At 43.3% G+C, this 16369-nt stretch carries 17 protein-coding genes; 11 read left to right on the top strand and 6 right to left on the bottom strand.

What is annotated here, in order from left to right; all coding sequences use genetic code 11:
- The first annotated feature begins 15 nt into the window (after nucleotides 1–15).
- Entirely contained in the window at nucleotides 16–3000 is a 2985-nt protein-coding gene (locus MHI15_RS07415) for a glycoside hydrolase family 48 protein (RefSeq protein ID WP_081390569.1), read from the top strand.
- Nucleotides 3001–3368: 368 nt separating this feature from the next.
- Here MHI15_RS07415 and mnmA read toward each other — a convergent pair whose 3' ends face one another.
- Nucleotides 3369–4490: a tRNA 2-thiouridine(34) synthase MnmA gene (gene mnmA / locus MHI15_RS07410; protein WP_076129704.1), complete on the bottom strand. Its 1122-nt coding sequence runs from the start codon at nucleotides 4488–4490 to the stop codon at nucleotides 3369–3371.
- Between the two features lie 294 nt (nucleotides 4491–4784).
- Between mnmA and cymR the strand changes: the two genes are divergently transcribed.
- Nucleotides 4785–5204 (top strand): cysteine metabolism transcriptional regulator CymR, encoded by a 420-nt coding sequence (gene cymR, locus MHI15_RS07405; RefSeq protein WP_036677599.1) that lies wholly within the window; start codon nucleotides 4785–4787, stop codon nucleotides 5202–5204.
- Nucleotides 5205–5413: 209 nt separating this feature from the next.
- Here cymR and MHI15_RS07400 read toward each other — a convergent pair whose 3' ends face one another.
- The 3 genes from MHI15_RS07400 to MHI15_RS07390 all read right to left on the bottom strand — a co-directional run bounded on the left by MHI15_RS07400 (nucleotide 5414) and on the right by MHI15_RS07390 (nucleotide 6998).
- Nucleotides 5414–5869, bottom strand: a complete 456-nt coding sequence (locus MHI15_RS07400) for a GNAT family N-acetyltransferase (RefSeq protein WP_036677596.1) — start codon at nucleotides 5867–5869, stop codon at nucleotides 5414–5416.
- A 68-nt stretch (nucleotides 5870–5937) separates the two neighbouring features.
- Complete coding sequence (locus tag MHI15_RS07395) at nucleotides 5938–6555, bottom strand: YczE/YyaS/YitT family protein (RefSeq protein WP_341164291.1); 618 nt, start codon at nucleotides 6553–6555, stop codon at nucleotides 5938–5940.
- The gene (locus MHI15_RS07390; protein ID WP_341164290.1) at nucleotides 6552–6998 is read right to left on the bottom strand and encodes a GNAT family N-acetyltransferase; all 447 of its coding nucleotides are present in this window, start codon (nucleotides 6996–6998) and stop codon (nucleotides 6552–6554) included. Before MHI15_RS07390 ends, MHI15_RS07395 begins: the two co-directional genes overlap by 4 nt.
- Before the next feature lie 128 nt (nucleotides 6999–7126).
- Here MHI15_RS07390 and MHI15_RS07385 point away from each other — a divergent pair, with 128 nt between their 5' ends.
- Nucleotides 7127–7579: a MarR family winged helix-turn-helix transcriptional regulator gene (locus tag MHI15_RS07385; protein WP_076105880.1), complete on the top strand. Its 453-nt coding sequence runs from the start codon at nucleotides 7127–7129 to the stop codon at nucleotides 7577–7579.
- Between the two features lie 179 nt (nucleotides 7580–7758).
- Here MHI15_RS07385 and MHI15_RS07380 read toward each other — a convergent pair whose 3' ends face one another.
- Nucleotides 7759–8202: a carboxymuconolactone decarboxylase family protein gene (locus MHI15_RS07380; RefSeq protein WP_341164289.1), complete on the bottom strand. Its 444-nt coding sequence runs from the start codon at nucleotides 8200–8202 to the stop codon at nucleotides 7759–7761.
- 272 nt (nucleotides 8203–8474) lie between these two features.
- Here MHI15_RS07380 and MHI15_RS07375 point away from each other — a divergent pair, with 272 nt between their 5' ends.
- The 3 genes from MHI15_RS07375 (at nucleotide 8475) to MHI15_RS07365 (ending at nucleotide 11339) form a co-directional block, all read left to right on the top strand.
- A complete protein-coding gene (locus MHI15_RS07375; protein ID WP_076129677.1) occupies nucleotides 8475–8849 on the top strand; it encodes a hypothetical protein in 375 nt (124 codons plus the stop codon).
- Nucleotides 8850–9007: 158 nt separating this feature from the next.
- Nucleotides 9008–10216, top strand: a complete 1209-nt coding sequence (locus MHI15_RS07370) for a glycosyltransferase family 2 protein (protein ID WP_076185497.1) — start codon at nucleotides 9008–9010, stop codon at nucleotides 10214–10216.
- A 25-nt stretch (nucleotides 10217–10241) separates the two neighbouring features.
- On the top strand, nucleotides 10242–11339 hold the full coding sequence (locus MHI15_RS07365) for a glycosyltransferase family 4 protein (RefSeq protein WP_341164288.1): 1098 nt from the start codon (nucleotides 10242–10244) through the stop codon (nucleotides 11337–11339).
- A 249-nt stretch (nucleotides 11340–11588) separates the two neighbouring features.
- On the opposite strand, the gene MHI15_RS07360 is transcribed toward MHI15_RS07365, so the two are convergent.
- Complete coding sequence (locus MHI15_RS07360; protein WP_076129680.1) at nucleotides 11589–12257, bottom strand: SOS response-associated peptidase; 669 nt, start codon at nucleotides 12255–12257, stop codon at nucleotides 11589–11591.
- 156 nt (nucleotides 12258–12413) lie between these two features.
- Between MHI15_RS07360 and MHI15_RS07355 the strand changes: the two genes are divergently transcribed.
- From MHI15_RS07355 to MHI15_RS07335, 5 genes are all read left to right on the top strand, one after another.
- Nucleotides 12414–12869, top strand: coding sequence for a DUF523 domain-containing protein (locus tag MHI15_RS07355; RefSeq protein WP_076129681.1), 456 nt, complete (start codon nucleotides 12414–12416; stop codon nucleotides 12867–12869).
- A 128-nt stretch (nucleotides 12870–12997) separates the two neighbouring features.
- Nucleotides 12998–14149, top strand: a complete 1152-nt coding sequence (locus MHI15_RS07350; RefSeq protein ID WP_076278813.1) for a cysteine desulfurase family protein — start codon at nucleotides 12998–13000, stop codon at nucleotides 14147–14149.
- 92 nt (nucleotides 14150–14241) lie between these two features.
- Nucleotides 14242–14763: a PRC-barrel domain-containing protein gene (locus MHI15_RS07345; RefSeq protein ID WP_036677560.1), complete on the top strand. Its 522-nt coding sequence runs from the start codon at nucleotides 14242–14244 to the stop codon at nucleotides 14761–14763.
- A gap of 14 nt (nucleotides 14764–14777) precedes the next feature.
- Nucleotides 14778–14987, top strand: coding sequence for a hypothetical protein (locus MHI15_RS07340; RefSeq protein ID WP_036677557.1), 210 nt, complete (start codon nucleotides 14778–14780; stop codon nucleotides 14985–14987).
- Nucleotides 14988–15166: 179 nt separating this feature from the next.
- Nucleotides 15167–16234 (top strand): AI-2E family transporter, encoded by a 1068-nt coding sequence (locus MHI15_RS07335; protein WP_036677553.1) that lies wholly within the window; start codon nucleotides 15167–15169, stop codon nucleotides 16232–16234.
- Nucleotides 16235–16369: the final 135 nt, after the last annotated feature.

Raw genomic sequence — 16369 nt, 5'->3', positions numbered from 1 at the left:
AGCTTGCCTAAGATGATGAAATTGAGCTTAATAAAGAAGCCTGTTTCTGTAATAATGGCCGCAGTCCTGTTTCTCTCACTCATGACCGGTCTATTTAATTTTAGACCTCAGACTGCTCACGCTTCAACTACGGAGCAGACGCGATTTCTGCAATTATATGCGCAGCTAAAAGACCCCGCAAATGGTTATTTCTCTGCCGAAGGAGTACCTTATCATGCGGTAGAGACCTTGATGAGTGAAGCCCCTGATTACGGACATATGACGACCTCGGAAGCTTACAGTTATTGGATGTGGCTTGAGGTACTCTATGGTTATCACACAGGGGACTGGACTAAGCTGGAATCAGCTTGGGACAACATGGAGAAATATATCATTCCTATTAACGAAGGTGATGGCAAGGAAGAACAGCCAACCATGAGTTATTACAATCCGAACAGCCCGGCTACGTATGCAGCGGAGCATGCTCAGCCGGATCAGTATCCAAGTCAGCTAGGTGGCCAGTATACAGCAGGTAAAGATCCGCTAGATGCTGAATTGAAGGCGACGTATGGCAACAACCAGACCTACTTGATGCACTGGCTGGTAGACGTGGACAACTGGTACGGCTTCGGCAACTTGCTGAATCCTACGCATACAGCCGCTTATGTGAATACATTCCAACGGGGTGAACAAGAGTCCGTTTGGGAGGCGGTCCCTCACCCGTCTCAAGATGACAAAACGTTCGGAAAAGCAAACGAAGGCTTCATGAGCCTGTTCACAAAAGAAGCTAACGTGCCTTCCGCTCAATGGCGTTACACGAATGCTACAGATGCCGATGCACGGGCAGTGCAAGCAATGTACTGGGCTAAAGAGCTCGGCTACAACAATACAGTGTATTTGAATAAAGCTAAGAAAATGGGCGATTTCCTGCGGTACGGTATGTATGATAAATACTTCCAAAAAGTAGGAAGTGCAGCTACTGACGGCACCCCTGATGCCGGGACTGGCAAAGATTCCAATCAATATCTTCTGGCTTGGTATACCGCATGGGGCGGTGGACTTGGAGCAACAGGAAACTGGGCTTGGAGAATCGGTGCGAGCCATGCCCACCAAGGGTATCAGAATGTCGTGGCTGCCTACGCACTTTCTGATTCGGATGGTGGTCTGATTCCGTCATCAGCTACAGCTGGGCAGGATTGGGAAAACTCTCTGAAACGTCAATTGGAATTTTATACTTGGCTGCAGTCCTCTGAAGGGGCAATTGCCGGTGGAGCGACCAATAGTTATCAAGGCGCCTACAAGGCTTATCCAGCTGGAACCAGTACTTTTTATGGCATGGCCTATGACGAAGCTCCAGTCTACCACGATCCTCCATCCAATAACTGGTTCGGAATGCAGGCATGGAGTGTGGAGCGGGTAGCGGAGCTGTACTATATCCTTGCTTCTAACGGAGACACTACATCTGAAAACTTCCAAATGGCAAAACAAGTTATAGAAAATTGGGTAGATTGGTCTAAAGATTATGCCTTTGCCAACAAACGTCCAGTTACGGATGCAGAAGGTTACTATCTGAACAGCCAAGGAAATCGAATTCTTGGAGGCGCCAATCCACAAGTGGCTACAGTCTCTGCACCAGGAGAATTCTGGATTCCAGGTAATGTGGAATGGACAGGACAACCTAATACGTGGAATGGCTTCAGTGGTTCTGCCGCAAACAGTAACCTGAAAGCCGTAACTAAGAGTCCAAGCCAAGATACAGGTGTACTGGGCAGCTATATTAAGGCACTTACCTTCTATGCGGCTGGCACCAAAGCTGAACATGGCAGCTACAGTACTCTGGGAGGAGAAGCTCAGGTACTGGCTAAATCTTTGTTAGACACGGCATGGGGTTATAACGATGGAATTGGTATTGCAACTACCGAAAGCCGTGCAGATTATTCTCGCTATTTCACTAAAGAAGTCTATTTCCCAAGCGGCTGGACAGGTACATTCGGCCAAGGAAATACGATCCCTGGTACATCAACAGTGCCTTCCGATCCTGCTAAAGGCGGAAATGGGGTATATGCAAGCTATACCGATATCCGTCCAAATATCGTAAATGACTCTAAGTGGCAATATCTGCTGGACAAATACAATACTTCTTTTAATAAAGTGACTAAAACATGGGACAATGGAGCCCCTGAATTTACCTACCATCGCTTCTGGTCGCAAGTAGATATGGCAACTGCTTATGCAGAATACGATCGATTGATCAACAGCAGCGTGCCTACTGAGCCAGTAGCTCCAAAAGCACCTTCCAAACCAAGTACGGTCGCTGGTAACCAAGTTGTAGATCTTAGTTGGAACAACGTAACTGGAGCTACAAGCTATACTGTGAAAAGAGCTGCAACAACTGGTGGCCCTTACAGCGATGTGGCTGTTGTCACTCAAGCTACTTACAGTGACACTTCCGTGGTTAACGGTACGGATTATTACTATGTAGTTAGTGCTTCCAACGTGGTTGGAGAGAGCCCGAATTCGCCTGAGGTTCACGCCAAGCCTATGGATGTACCGATTCCGGCACAAGGAGATTTGGTGGTGAAGTACCGGACAAGTGATACCAATCCGGGAGATAATCAGTTCCGCCCGCAGCTGCAAATTGTTAACAATGGGGATACGGCTGTAGCGCTTAGCGATGTAAAGCTGCGGTATTATTACACGATTGATGGCGATAAACCTCAACAATTTAATGTTGACTATGCTAACATCGGTGGAAGTAATATACAGGGAACATTCGTGAAGGTAGACCCTGCCAAAACTGGAGCGGACTATTATTTAGAAATCTCCTTCGGCGCAGGTGCAGGCAGTCTTGCACCGGGAGCCAACACGGGTGATATCCAGATCCGGGTCAACAAAACGGACTGGAGTAATTACAACGAGGTTGGAGACTACTCTTATGACCCTACCAAAACATCGTACACGGAATGGAATCATGTGCCGTTGTACTTGAATGGTGCTCTAGCATGGGGACTTGAGCCTTAAAGTCTAAATGAGGGAAGCCCTAGCCATTTGGCTGGGGCTTTTTTTGTTATTGGCTGGTTAGCGACTGCACTTCGACTAATTGTGGCTTCATGTCCATTTTAATTGTATTTCCTACAACTAAAATAGGCTCTAGCCGCGTCAACGTAATTTAATTGCACTTCATACAACTATTTATCAGTATATGGATACTTATTGAGATATAAGCTCAGTTTAACTGTACAATGTGCAACTAAAACCCAAAAAGAAATAAAAAAGCACGAAATAGCTGTATTAAATACAACTATTTCGTGCTTTTGGTATGTTAGTTAGATATTGTGAGTTACTACGATTACTTGTAGATCAAGCTTTTATAGAAACTTGGGTTACATTCACACTTGTGCTGAAGGAACAACCTTCTCCGCGTATTCTATCGTTCCGCCGCCGAGACATTGCTCCCCGAGATAGAAGACAACGGCTTGACCAGGTGTGATCGCTTTTTGTGGAACATCAAAGGCTACATTAATCGTTCCATCTTCACGCGCTGTAAGGGTCACGCCTTGATCTGGCTGGCGATACCGGAATTTGGCGGTGCATTTCAGCGGCTCTTGCCCAAGCGCTTGACCGTCAATCCAGTTAACACCGGAAGCAATCAGGCTAGTGGAGTACAGGCTGTGGTGCTTGTCTCCTTGTACTACATAAAGAATGTTGCGGCTAAGATCTTTTTCAGCTACAAACCACGGTTCGCCGTTGCCAGAGCCACCAATACCAAGGCCTTGGCGTTGGCCTAACGTATAATACATAAGTCCGTCGTGGCGGCCTTTGATCTCTCCAGTTACTATGTCAACCATATCGCCAGCTTGTGCCGGGAGATATTGGCTGAGGAATTCGCGGAAGTTGCGCTCGCCGATAAAGCAGACGCCTGTGCTATCTTTTTTCTTGGCAGTGTAAAGTCCTGCTTCTTCAGCAATTCTCCGCACTTCAGGTTTCGGCAGATGTCCAATAGGGAACATTGTTTTAGAGAGTTGATGTTGCCCCAGTGCATTCAGGAAATAGGTTTGATCCTTATTGTTGTCTACGCCGCGGAGCAGCTTGTACACACCATCTTCTTCTATAACACGTGCGTAATGTCCAGTTGCGACATAATCGGCACCAAGCTGAAGAGCTTTGTTCAAAAATTCTCCAAACTTAATCTCGCGGTTGCACATGACGTCAGGATTTGGCGTCCGGCCGGCCTTATATTCATCGAGAAAATAAGAAAATACCTTATCAAAGTATTCCTTCTCGAAATTAACGGTATAGTAAGGAATATCAATCTGCTCGCATACGCGGCGAACATCCTCTGCATCGCTTTCGGCCGTACATACTCCGAATTCGTCGGTATCGTCCCAGTTCTTCATGAAGATGCCGATGACGTCATAGCCCTGCTGCTTGAGCAGAAGCGCCGTGACGGAGGAATCGACCCCTCCGGACATGCCGACGACGACACGGGTGTCTTGTTTTGCTTTTGTCATCGTAATCACCATTTCTGTACCCAAAATACCGGTCATTCATGGAACACCCGGCTCAAAATGTATTATAACATACCTGTCTACTCTAAACCTCTGAAATAAGAGACTGGAAACAACAAAATGTCCACCTGGGGTGAACATTCTCGTAAAATGTTTTGTTTTCCATTTCATTTGTGACTTCGGATATGATAACATAAACTGAGAGTAATTATCGGAATACCTTGATATGACAATCCAAATGACTTGCCGAATCAATAGTATACAATAATCAGACATTAAACTGAAAGAGGTGCCCCTTTGAAAATATCAACCAAAGGTCGTTACGGACTAACAATTATGATGGAGCTTGCACTGAAATTTGGTGAAGGACCAACTTCACTTAAGAGTATCGCTGAGAAAAATGGTCTTTCCGAGCATTATCTGGAGCAACTAATTGCTCCTCTGCGCAATGCAGGACTTGTAAAAAGTATTCGTGGAGCATATGGCGGATACATTTTGTCTCGTGAGGCGAATGCTATCACTGCCGGTGATATCATCCGTGTGCTGGAGGGTCCTATCTCTCCTGTAGACTTCACGGAAGAGGACGATGCAGCGAAACGGGATTTATGGTTGCGTATTCGCGACAGTATTGCCGATGTGCTGGATTCCACAACACTTTATGATTTGATTAACTACAAAGAAGAGAGTTTGGCTGACAATTACATGTTTTACATTTAAGATTTGGAAATACATTCCAAAAAAATAATGTGTCAACCTTTAGGCTCCCATTTGGGAGTCTTTTTTTATCTTTTTTTATCTTTTATTATCTGTGATTCTATTTGTTCTTACGTTTATTAAGGAGCGTAATCCAGCAGCAAAAGGCTCCGATGAACGCTGCGAGAATCGGTATCCATTGATTAGTAGTCAAGTAAGCACCTCTACAGTACTTATAATTCTTTCGTCATAAAAACACTATAGGGGTCTTCAATGTAATCTGCAAACGGACTACAGTATTCAAACCCATATTGTTCATATAGTTTTCTAGCCGCTTCGAACCCTTCAGTGGATCCGGTTTCCAAGCTCAGCCGCCGATAGCCTTGTTGCTTAGCTTCTTTAATAATATGGGCAAGCATTTTAGATGCAATGCCCTTCCTAAGATGCTTGGTAGAAGTACGCATGGATTTGATTTCACCATGATGGCTACCCAAGTCTTTAAGAGCACCGCAACCTAAGAGTTCGCCCTGCTCCCAGGCACTCCAGAAGGTGATTTCAGGTGTTTTTAATTTATCTAAATTCAACGCATGTACACTCTCTGGGGGAGATTGCTCAAACATGCTCTGAAGATGTTCACTGATCAATGCTATGATTTCGGTTCCGGTTAAGTTATCGATTCTAATCTCCAAATTATTCACTCCCAATGATAAGATTATGGTTTGTTGTATAAATCAAGTTTCTTTAGCGGAGTTCGCTATTAATGTTGTAGCAATCGGTCCAAGACTTTCTGTGTAAGTGGCATAAAGTAATTAAGAATTAAGCCGCCTAAACAAATGGTAAGTAGAGTGCCAATCCCAATAGGCCCATTGAAAATAATGGCGGCAAATAAGAAAACAAGATAAATGATTGTTCTAGTAAATAGTATACTAAGCCTAGTTATCGTTTGCAGTACTAATGTTAGCCGGTCCACTGGAATCGGTGCGAAATTTGCGTATAAATAAATGGATGTACCTAATCCAATTGCGATTAAGCCTAAACCATAAAAAGCAATTTTACTGATCCACAGATTAGGCTCGATCAGATGGTTAAACAAAAAAAGCCACATATCAATACCTAAGCCTGCTATGAATGCAGTTACCAGCCCTAATAATTCCGGTCTTTGCTTGGATAAACATGAATTACATCCAATCAATAGGCATGCGATCAGCACTTCCCAACTGCCTGCTGTAAGACCGACATTTTTGGATAGACCCACTAAAAGTGCATCAAAAGGTGACGCTCCAAGGTCAGAGATTATTGTTAGTGAAACGCCTAGGGTTAAGATGAAAATCCCGCAAGTGAAAATGGAAAACGTAGTTACACTAAACTTCTTCATTCTTTTGAAGCAGAAAGATCTTTAGTCATTAAAAGATGAGGGATGCCATCCTCCATAAATTCAGTAGATGAAGCCCGATAACCAAGTTTCTTATAGAAGCCCTCCGCCTGAGTTTGCCCGTGCAATTTAACTTTTTGATGCCCCTTTTCCACCACGATCTCTTCTAATGCAGAAATGATTTTTTTCCCAATTCCAAATTTACGATAAGGTTCTAGGATGCAAATACGCTCTAACTTACCTATACCATCAAGAACGCGGATCCTTCCTGTGGCAACTGGTTGCCCATCATAATAGGCCAGGACATGTTCACATTCTCCATTCAGTGTATCGAATTCATCAAATTCATCATTAAGGGGAACGCATTGTTCCTCAACAAATACTTTTTTTCTGATTGAAAATGCAGCTTCAAGTTCCTCGATTAGTGTAATTCTTTTAAGATTCATTCTTGCTTACTCCATTCTGTATTTGTTTTTTTTAGGAAAAACGTCATAATGAATTAACGACAATTATAAGTATATATACAATCAATATTGTTGTAAATACAACATTATTGGAACTGGTAGGTGATTGAATGAAAGAGATCCTTCGTGAAGTTGGAATGATAGCGAGGGCATTAGATTCCATAAGTAATATAGAGTTCAAGGAATTAGAGCTTACAAAGGGACAGTATTTATATCTGGTCCGGATATATGAGAATCCGGGCATTATTCAAGAAAAGCTGTCGGAAATGATAAAGGTGGACCGAACAACAGCTGCACGTGCGATTCAGAAGCTTGAAATCCAAGGTTTTATTGAAAAGAAAGACGATGAAACAAACAAAAAAATAAAAAGGTTATTCACAACTGAAAAAGGTAAACAAGCCTACTCTTTTCTGAAGAGAGAAGGGGACCATACCGACTTGGTTGCGTTAGCAGGATTATCTGAAAAAGAAACGGAAGTCTTGTTTCAACTTTTGCAAAGAGTTAGGAAAAATGTTGAGGTTGAGTGGGAATACGTAAAGAAGGGAAATAAAAGAGAGTACTAAAATCAGAAATTGTTATTGAACTAACCCAACACGATCGCATGAAAAAATGCCTTGCTAGTGATTATACTGGCAGGGCATTTTAATGAGATGATTCATATATCAACGGAGCCGTGGAACGTGCGGAGCGGAGAATAAAAAAAGAACACCCTAAAGTGTTCATTAAGGTTAATTAATGTTAATTATTGTGCTGCGGGGGTATTTCCCATTGCAATAGAAATTCTGTTCCAACTGTTGATTTGATTAATAATCAGCACAAGATCAACATATTGTTTCTCATCGTAATGTTCACGTACTTGTTTATATAGCTCATCCGGAACTCTTTTGGAAGGGATCAGCGTAATATGCTCAGCTAGTTCTAGAGCAACCTTCTCTTCAGGTGTATAAAAAGTACATTCCTCCCAAACATTTAAACAATAAATTCGTTGTTCGGTTTCACCCATTTTACGAGCTTCGGATGTATGCATATCTATGCAGAAAGCACATCCGTTAATTTGAGAAACTCTGATTTTGATAAGTTCTCTTGTAGTCCGATGAATCGTAGATTTTTTGGTGTACATCTCCATATCCATCATGATTTTCATACCCTCAGGTGCAACTTCATTGTAAGCAACTCTTTGACTCATTAGGCAAGACTCCTTAGGCTTTAGTTTAGGAATAGTATAACTTTATTTTAACACTATTATTCTTTATATGCGAACATTTGTACTTATTTTTTATTTATAAGAAGGCAGAAATCACCCGTCGACATATCCTCAAAGCGGAACGGAAATGATATCAATATAATCTTCTACCTGTCTAATTGGCTGTTATTCCACGAGTTTCCCCTTCCTCTTGCCTCACAACTATCGGCTTCCTGGTGAATAAGTTGATAGAAACCAAGAGGAGGAGTGAGGAAATGCCTTATACAACAGGTCTTATTACAAATACAAGAGCAACTGGTACTGCAGCAAGTAATGTAGTAGTCAGTGTTCGTAACACAAGTAATGCGAGTGCAATGATGATCGTCGAAGTTTTTGGTGTTCCATATTCGATGCCAGCTCTTACTCCGCTTTATGTCACAGGGTATTACGTTCCTGCAAAGAGTTCTGATATTAGAGAGTTTTTCATTGGGGGCAATTTGGCTTACGAGGTACAAATTAGTAGTCCTTTTCCTTTGGCAGAAGTAGTTACCTCCGTGTATGGGCTGGACGAGTTCGGAAATCTAGTTACTGATCAGCGAGTGCTTCAATCTGAATTGACGCAGATTACCGCATTATCTATCCCTATATAATAGTAACGTTTAGACCATTAAGCAGCAGTCGCTGAAAGAAATAGGGCGATTGCTGCTTTTTTAGGCGCAATAAAGTATTTTAGGGGCATTCACACAATCAGATGAGAGGAATCAAAATATACTGATTTTATACTCCAATGTAGAGAGAGGTAAAAATCATGGCGGATGTAGGAGTAGTTATGCCTGTGTATACCCAAAAGCCGGAGTTTCTGCGGCAAGCTCTGCAGTCTGTTCTACACCAATCTTTTACCAATTTTCGGCTGGTTGTTGTGATCGATGGAGCACCAGATATGGAACCGCTCGTGAGATCCATTATTGTCGAAGATCCGAGGGTAACGGTTATCTCTTACGCACAGAACAGGGGTATAGCACATGCACTGAATACTGGCTTTGATCTTTTGTTTAGTGAGCCCAGTATTCAATATTTGAGTTGGGTTTCCAGCGACAATGTTTATGAACCCCGTTTCCTCGAAATCCTTCGGGGGGCGCTAGTTAGAGGTCCACAGGAGTTAGGCATCGTGTTCAGTTCTTTTCAAAGCATCGATAACGAGGGAAAGTTTCTTCACAACGAACATCAATTGGCTACGCAGCGTAATTATCAGTCACAGCCCAAAGAGAGATTGCTGGATTATTCGCTCATTGGCGTATCTTTTATGTACAAAACACAGATTGCGAAGCTTGTTGGAGCTTATGGAATGGAACCGGTGGAAGATTATGATTACTGGCTGAGACTGGCTGAACATTGTGAGATTCGCTTTATACCGGTGGAACTGGTGAATTATCGTGTAGATTCTACCTTTAGTGTATCTGCCCAGTTACATTCGGTTGAAAATCATCGTAGATGGAGATATGCCTATCATTTGACCCGCCATCAGGCGCGGTTTCGCAGAGGGATTCCGGCGATGATTACCGTTTTATATCCTGTAGTGAATGCTTGTGCGGATGAAATAACGAGGATAGAGAATCTGTACGAACAAACGTATAGCAATTATGAATGCCGGGTGCTGGATTTATCAACTACACGTCAGCCATCAGCTCTATTGGAAACCATACCTCATCCTGCGACAGCGTTCGCTTGGCTGCCTGGGGCTGTGGAGTCACACGCGATTTGCAGTGCTATTGAGCAGCTATCCACCCCATTTACGATAGTTTTAGGTCCAAAGGTTTTTATAGGAGCGCTCGATATTGAGTACATGCTGGAAGCTTTGATTACTACGGGTGGGGATACGATTTCCAACTACTACACGGATGATCATAGCTTGATTGGATTTCGACACAGACATGTCCCCTCGACCAAAAGCCACTATTATAATGAGCTGTTTCGCAGCGCGGATTTGTATGATTTGTTGAAGACCTCTTTTACCTAAAATAATTTGCGAATGAGTGATCATGATGAAGATTTTGTTCACTTTTTATAACCCGAGTGGTGGTATGCAAACTCTGAACCGAGTTCGCTGCCAAGCGTTATATGCTCGCGGTGTAGAGTGCCATTTACTGTATACACACCATGGAAAAGGACAGCAGAATATCCGTAACATTCAAACGCATATTACCAATAGTGATGACGAGATCAGGGCAATGCTTGCTCGGGAAGCTTTTGACTTAATTGTAGTGTGTACGGATATTAACTTAGCAGAGCGGATTCGAGAGTTTGGGTATAAAGGGGCGCTTGTTTTTGAAGTGCAGGGTTTAGGTACCTTAGATGAAGCTGAGCAGGTCGTTAATAATTTTACAGAGCGCATTTACAGGCTCACCGATGCACTGCTGTATCCGGAAACAACCCATTTGCAGGCGCTTTTCAAAGGCGGATTTCCAACCATTCCACAATATTGTTTTGATGATCCGATCGATTGCGATCAGTTTGGATATACCAATTATCCCGCGAAAAGTTTCCCTATCCTCGGTTGGGTAGGACGCATTCAAACGAATAAGAATTGGCGGGAATTTCTGCAAATCGGGCAAAGGCTGCTGGCGATCCATCCCGAGCTTTATTTATGGATTTTTCAGGATGATACGTTGTTTGATCCAGAGCAAAAAGAAAGCTTTGATCAATTTGTAGCTGAGACAGGGATTTCTTCACGATTAATTTCGTATTCCAATATTCCTCATGAGCAAATGGCAGATTATATGAGCATTATTGGTGATTCGGGAGGTTTGCTCCTTTCGACCTCGATTTTGGAAGGATTTGGATATGCGGTTGCTGAGGCGATGTTGTGCCGTTGTCCTGTACTTACTACAGATTCTGACGGCGTTCGAAGACTCGTCATTAACAATCACACTGGAAAAATATACACGAGAGGGCAGCTGGATGAAGCTGTGAATGCTGCTCTATCCTTAATGGATGATCCGGCACTGCGGGCCAGAATCAGGATGAATGGAGAATGGCATATCCGGACTAACCTGTCCTCCGAGCTGTATGCAGACAGATTTCTACAGATGTATCATCAATTGATGGGACGTAGAATTCAAATTGAGCGGCGCTGGTCTTAACTCTGCGGTTAATCTGCAGGGTTAAGATGTTTTTTCATGGATTAACAACGAGGTCAGAATTAGTGTCAATAAAAGGGTGACAATCATTCCCACCATTTGAATAATATTGTTATAGGGATCAGGGAGAGTGACATAAGAAAAGATAACCTCTTTTAATATAAAGAACAGAATTCTAAATAAACTCAGAAATACTAACCCTGCTACGATCCACTTTTTTAAATGTGTTTTATAAATATGACTTCCTCCTGTCTATATCTCATTGATTAATTCCTTCGTATTATTCCGGACATTTCCCACTGCAGTGGAAACCGGATAGGCTCTCATTTGATGCTGATCATAGGGTTTAAGAAGCTTTATTAACGAAGTTGCGTCCTGATTGCTCCGGCTTAGCCATTCAGGCTCATCCTCAGGCTTCAAAATAACTGGCATACGGTTGTGGATTTCAGCCATAAGTTCATTTGGGGTAGTCGTTATAATCGTGCAGGTACTTAATTTATTACCTTCAGGGTCCATCCAAATATCATACAATCCGGCCATTGAAAAAATACCCCCATCGCGCATCACGATTCGCATGGGTTGTTTGCTGCTGCCCTGTGCCTTCCATTCATAGAAACCATCAGAAGGGATGATGCAGCGGCGGGAGCTTACTAATCGCTTGAAAGAAGGCTTCTCAAGGAGTGACTCTGCCCGGGCATTGATCATTTTACTGCCGATTTTATCATCTTTGGCCCAAGAAGGAACCAGACCCCAGCGCAGTTCCCCAAGTTTATTGCTGGACCCTGTGTTAATGACTGCCGGAATTTGCTGCATGGGTGCTGCGTTATATGTTGGAGCATAGTGGATAATGGTAGAATCATTGGCAAAATATCTGACCATCAGCTCTTCCATGGTGACTGTTATTGTATATCGTCCGCACATTTTATACACTTCCCATTCGGTCGTTTTTGAGGCTAGATTTGTTTACAGCTTGTAATCAGCATGTTATGCTCGAAATATTTCTTAGCTTGAACGGCTGTTGAGGGTTGTATCTTATTATAAACGAAGCACAATGAATGAAGAAAGCGGTGCATATAGGTGATTTTGGTAAGCTCTTGTTTAGCTGGCATGAAGGTAAGATATAATGGTACGGATTGTTTGGATGAGAAAATTCAGAAGCTATTGAATGAGAATCAGGCTATTGCTGTGTGTCCGGAATTATTAGGGGGATTCTCTACGCCTAGAGAGCCAGCTGAAATTGTCGGCGGGGATGGTGAGGATGTGCTTGCAGGAACGGCAAAAGTAGTGGACCGGTCGGGAACAGATGTAACAGAACTATATTTAAAAGGGGCCTATATTACGCTTGAAAAAGCTCAAGAGGTTTCAGCCACGATGGTAGTCCTCAAGGAAAACAGTCCTTCTTGCGGCAGCACCATGATTTATAACGGAGAGTTCAAAGGGAAGAAGATCGCTGGCAACGGCGTGACTGCGGCTTTACTTAGAAAAAACGGCATAGAAGTTACCTCTGAAGAGAATTGGCTGTCATTATCCTAGCCTATATAGGGAATTGATTACAATATTGTGTTCTTTAGTTTGTGGAAAACTAACTTCTCGCGCGGTATAATTTAATAGTTCTTAAAAACGAACTATTGTACTATACCCTAGAAGTGGAGAAATGAATGATGAAAACCATCTATTTGGACCACGCCGCATCAACTCCGGTTCATCCCGAGGTGGCCAAGGTCATGCTGAATATAATGACAGAACAATATGGAAATGCGTCCAGTGTACATCAGTTCGGACGTTCAGCCAAGAAAATATTAAATGGGGCGCGCGATACTATCGCCGCCTTTTTAGGCTGCTCGCCGGAAGAGTGGGTGTTCACTGGCGGCGGAACCGAAAGCGACAATCTAGCCCTCTATGGAGCTGTCGCTGCTGTTGCCCAGAAAGGCAATCATATTATCACCTCTGCGATAGAGCATCATGCAGTGCTACATACCTGCGAAGAGCTGGAGAAGGAAGGCTTTAAGGTTACTTATCTTCCTGTGGATTCTACAGGCCGAGTATCCGTTGCAGACGTAGAAGCAGCGGTGCAGGAAGACACGGTGCTAATCAGTGTAATGTATGCCAATAATGAGGTAGGAACCGTTCAGCCGATTCAGGAAATTGGCCAGCTTGCCAGAGAGCGGGGAATTCTGTTCCATGTTGATGCTGTACAAGCTCTTGGTGCCTTACCGATCACACTGCGGGAGCTTCCGGTAGATTACATGAGCTTTACAGCTCACAAAATCAATGGACCTGGGGGGATCGGTGGCCTTTATGTGCGGAGTGGAGCACCGCTGCATCCAAGACTCCACGGTGGCCTTCAGGAGCGCGGCAGACGAGCCGGAACAGAAAATCTAGCAGGTACTGCTGGATTTGCCAAGGCTGTTGAGATAGCAGTTACAGGTCTATCAGAACGTCGACAAAAAGTGCAGCTCCTGCGCAATAGACTACTTGAAGAGCTGGATGCGCTGATTGGCCGGGAAAGTTATTCGATTAACGGCAATACCGAGCATTTTTTGCCAAGTATACTGAATTTGAGCTTCCCGGGAGCTAGAACAGATGTTATGCTGATGAACCTGGATATGGACGGGATTGCGGCAGCAAGCGGTTCAGCCTGCACGTCAGGATCACTGGAAATATCCCATGTTCTGAGAGCAATGGAGCTTCCAGAAAATATTTTAGGGTCCGCGATTCGATTTAGCATGGGTTTGGGTAATACTACTGAAGAAATTGAGTACGTTGCTCGAAAAGTTGAAACCATTCTGAATCGGCTGCGTATCAGAGACTAGTTACTTCTAGGCTATGATAGGTATCCTGATCATTCGGGCTTTCACTTTTTGAGAACTCGTAATTACACTCAAAGTGAGGAGACCGAGCAGCCATGAAACTTCAAGATCTGATCGGCTTGGCTGTATATGAAGTTGAAGAGGGTAACGCAATCGGCAAAATTGTCGATATTTTGCTCGATTCAAACTGGAATATTACGGGTATTGAACTGGAAAGCAAATCTTTTTTTGGTGGCCATGTGAAATTTGTGGCATGGGAAGATATTGTGGCCTACGGCGAGGATGCTGTCATGATTCGTAGTAAAGAGTCGATTGATAAGATAGATGCCGATCATATACCTTGTACTTTTCTACTTGGAAAGAACAAACTTAAGGATTTAAAAGTGCTAACTACAACTGGAACTATACTCGGACGAATATCTGATGTTTATTTTGACCAAAAGTTGGGAAACACAATAGGAGCGCTGGAAATTAGTGACGGGCTTGTCACTGATTTGATCGAAGGCCGCAAATGGCTGCCTTGTTCTGACGAGATGTCCATTGGTGAGAATGCATTAATGGTTCCTGCGATGAGCGAAGAACGGCTACAAAAAGCCATTAATATTGTTAACGGATAGGTGGAATGTATTATATGAAGTGTCCAAACTGCAACTCCAAAGATATCGGAAAGATCGGTTCCCACCAGTTTTATTGCTGGGGCTGTTTCATCGAATTGACGGTAAATGGCGAGAAAATGTCGGTTTATCAAGTTGAAGAAGACGGCACACTAAGCTCACTGGACGACCTGTTCTCCGGGGATGATATGACTCAGGATTTCCCGCAAATTCATGCGTCGTCTTAACTATGAATCTTGCTTTGTAAGCAAGACTGCTCTATGTACTTAAGCGTCAATTTCCTTTCAGCTGAAATCAGTTGCAAGGTTATTGACGCTTTTTTGTGTGTTTGATGGTTATTTTGCTGCGGCCATACATATACTTATTTACGAAGCTAGTCCAGGCTCTACCGCAGGAGGGTACTCTCATGGAACAATGGTCCCAAAGTAAATGGTTCCGCTGGATGATCGGAGTGCTGCTATCCCTGATCATTTTGTATTTTGTTTGGTTGCTTCGTCCGATGCTGCAGGGGATTTTTGTATTCTTAAAGGCAATCCTCGCTCCATTTCTGGCAGCTATGATTATTTCCTATGTGCTGAATCCCGTGGTTAGTATGCTGGCCGGACGGAAGATGCCGCGTAGCGTAGCTGTTCTACTTATATATGCAGTGTTTCTAACGGCGATTACCGTGATCGCCATCAACCTTATCCCGATGTTTATTGAGCAGCTTGAAGAGTTAAATGAACATCTGCCTGAGATTACACTGCAAGCCCAAGGCCTGATGAGCCATATGAATACAAGGCTAATACCACCTGGGGTTGAAATGGGGATGAACAACTGGTTTTTTCAACTGGAGAATCGTCTGGCCGAAGGGATTTCTCATTTTCTCGATAACATAGGGACAACGATTAACTTGCTGTTCAATGCTTTTATCGTGCCGTTTCTGGTGTTCTATATTCTGAAGGATTTTGACGTATTTGAACGGACGGTGGTCTCTTGTCTGCCCCGCGCACGCCGCAAGTCTATTGTTACTTTGTTAAAAGATATTGATGCCGCGCTCGGCAATTACATTCGCGGACAATTTCTGGTCTGTATCATTATAGGTGTGCTCGCCTATATCGGCTATGCTATCGTCGGAATGCCTTATGCCTTACTGTTCGCCAGTGTGGTGGCAGTATTTAATATTGTTCCGTATATGGGTCCTTTTCTAGGGGCTGCACCTGCCATTGTGATGGCTTCGACCGTCTCTTTTCGATTAGTTCTACTGGTTGCTGTGGTAAACACTTTATGCCAAATTGTGGAGAGCAATATTATTTCTCCACAGGTAGTAGGCAGGACGCTACATTTGCATCCGCTGCTTATTATCTTTGCATTGCTGGTAGGTGGTGAGCTGGCAGGGATGATTGGACTGATCCTTGCTGTACCGTTCTTTGCAGCTGCAAAAGTCGTTATTCAACACTTTATGGCGTTTTTAATCAAACGAAAGCCTGTATAAAGGGATAATCATTGACTATTGATAACAGTTTTGTATATAATGTTGGGGAATATTACTGATGACTCAGTATATAGTTGTTCGATGATGAGGAGTATTAATTCTATACCGTTATTGCAGAGAGCCGGCACTAAGGTG

The sequence above is a fragment of the Paenibacillus sp. FSL H7-0918 genome, from assembly GCF_038007025.1.
GTDB classification, from domain to species: Bacteria; Bacillota; Bacilli; order Paenibacillales; family Paenibacillaceae; genus Paenibacillus_AQ; species Paenibacillus_AQ odorifer.
This window is presented reverse-complemented; position numbering and strand designations above follow the sequence as displayed.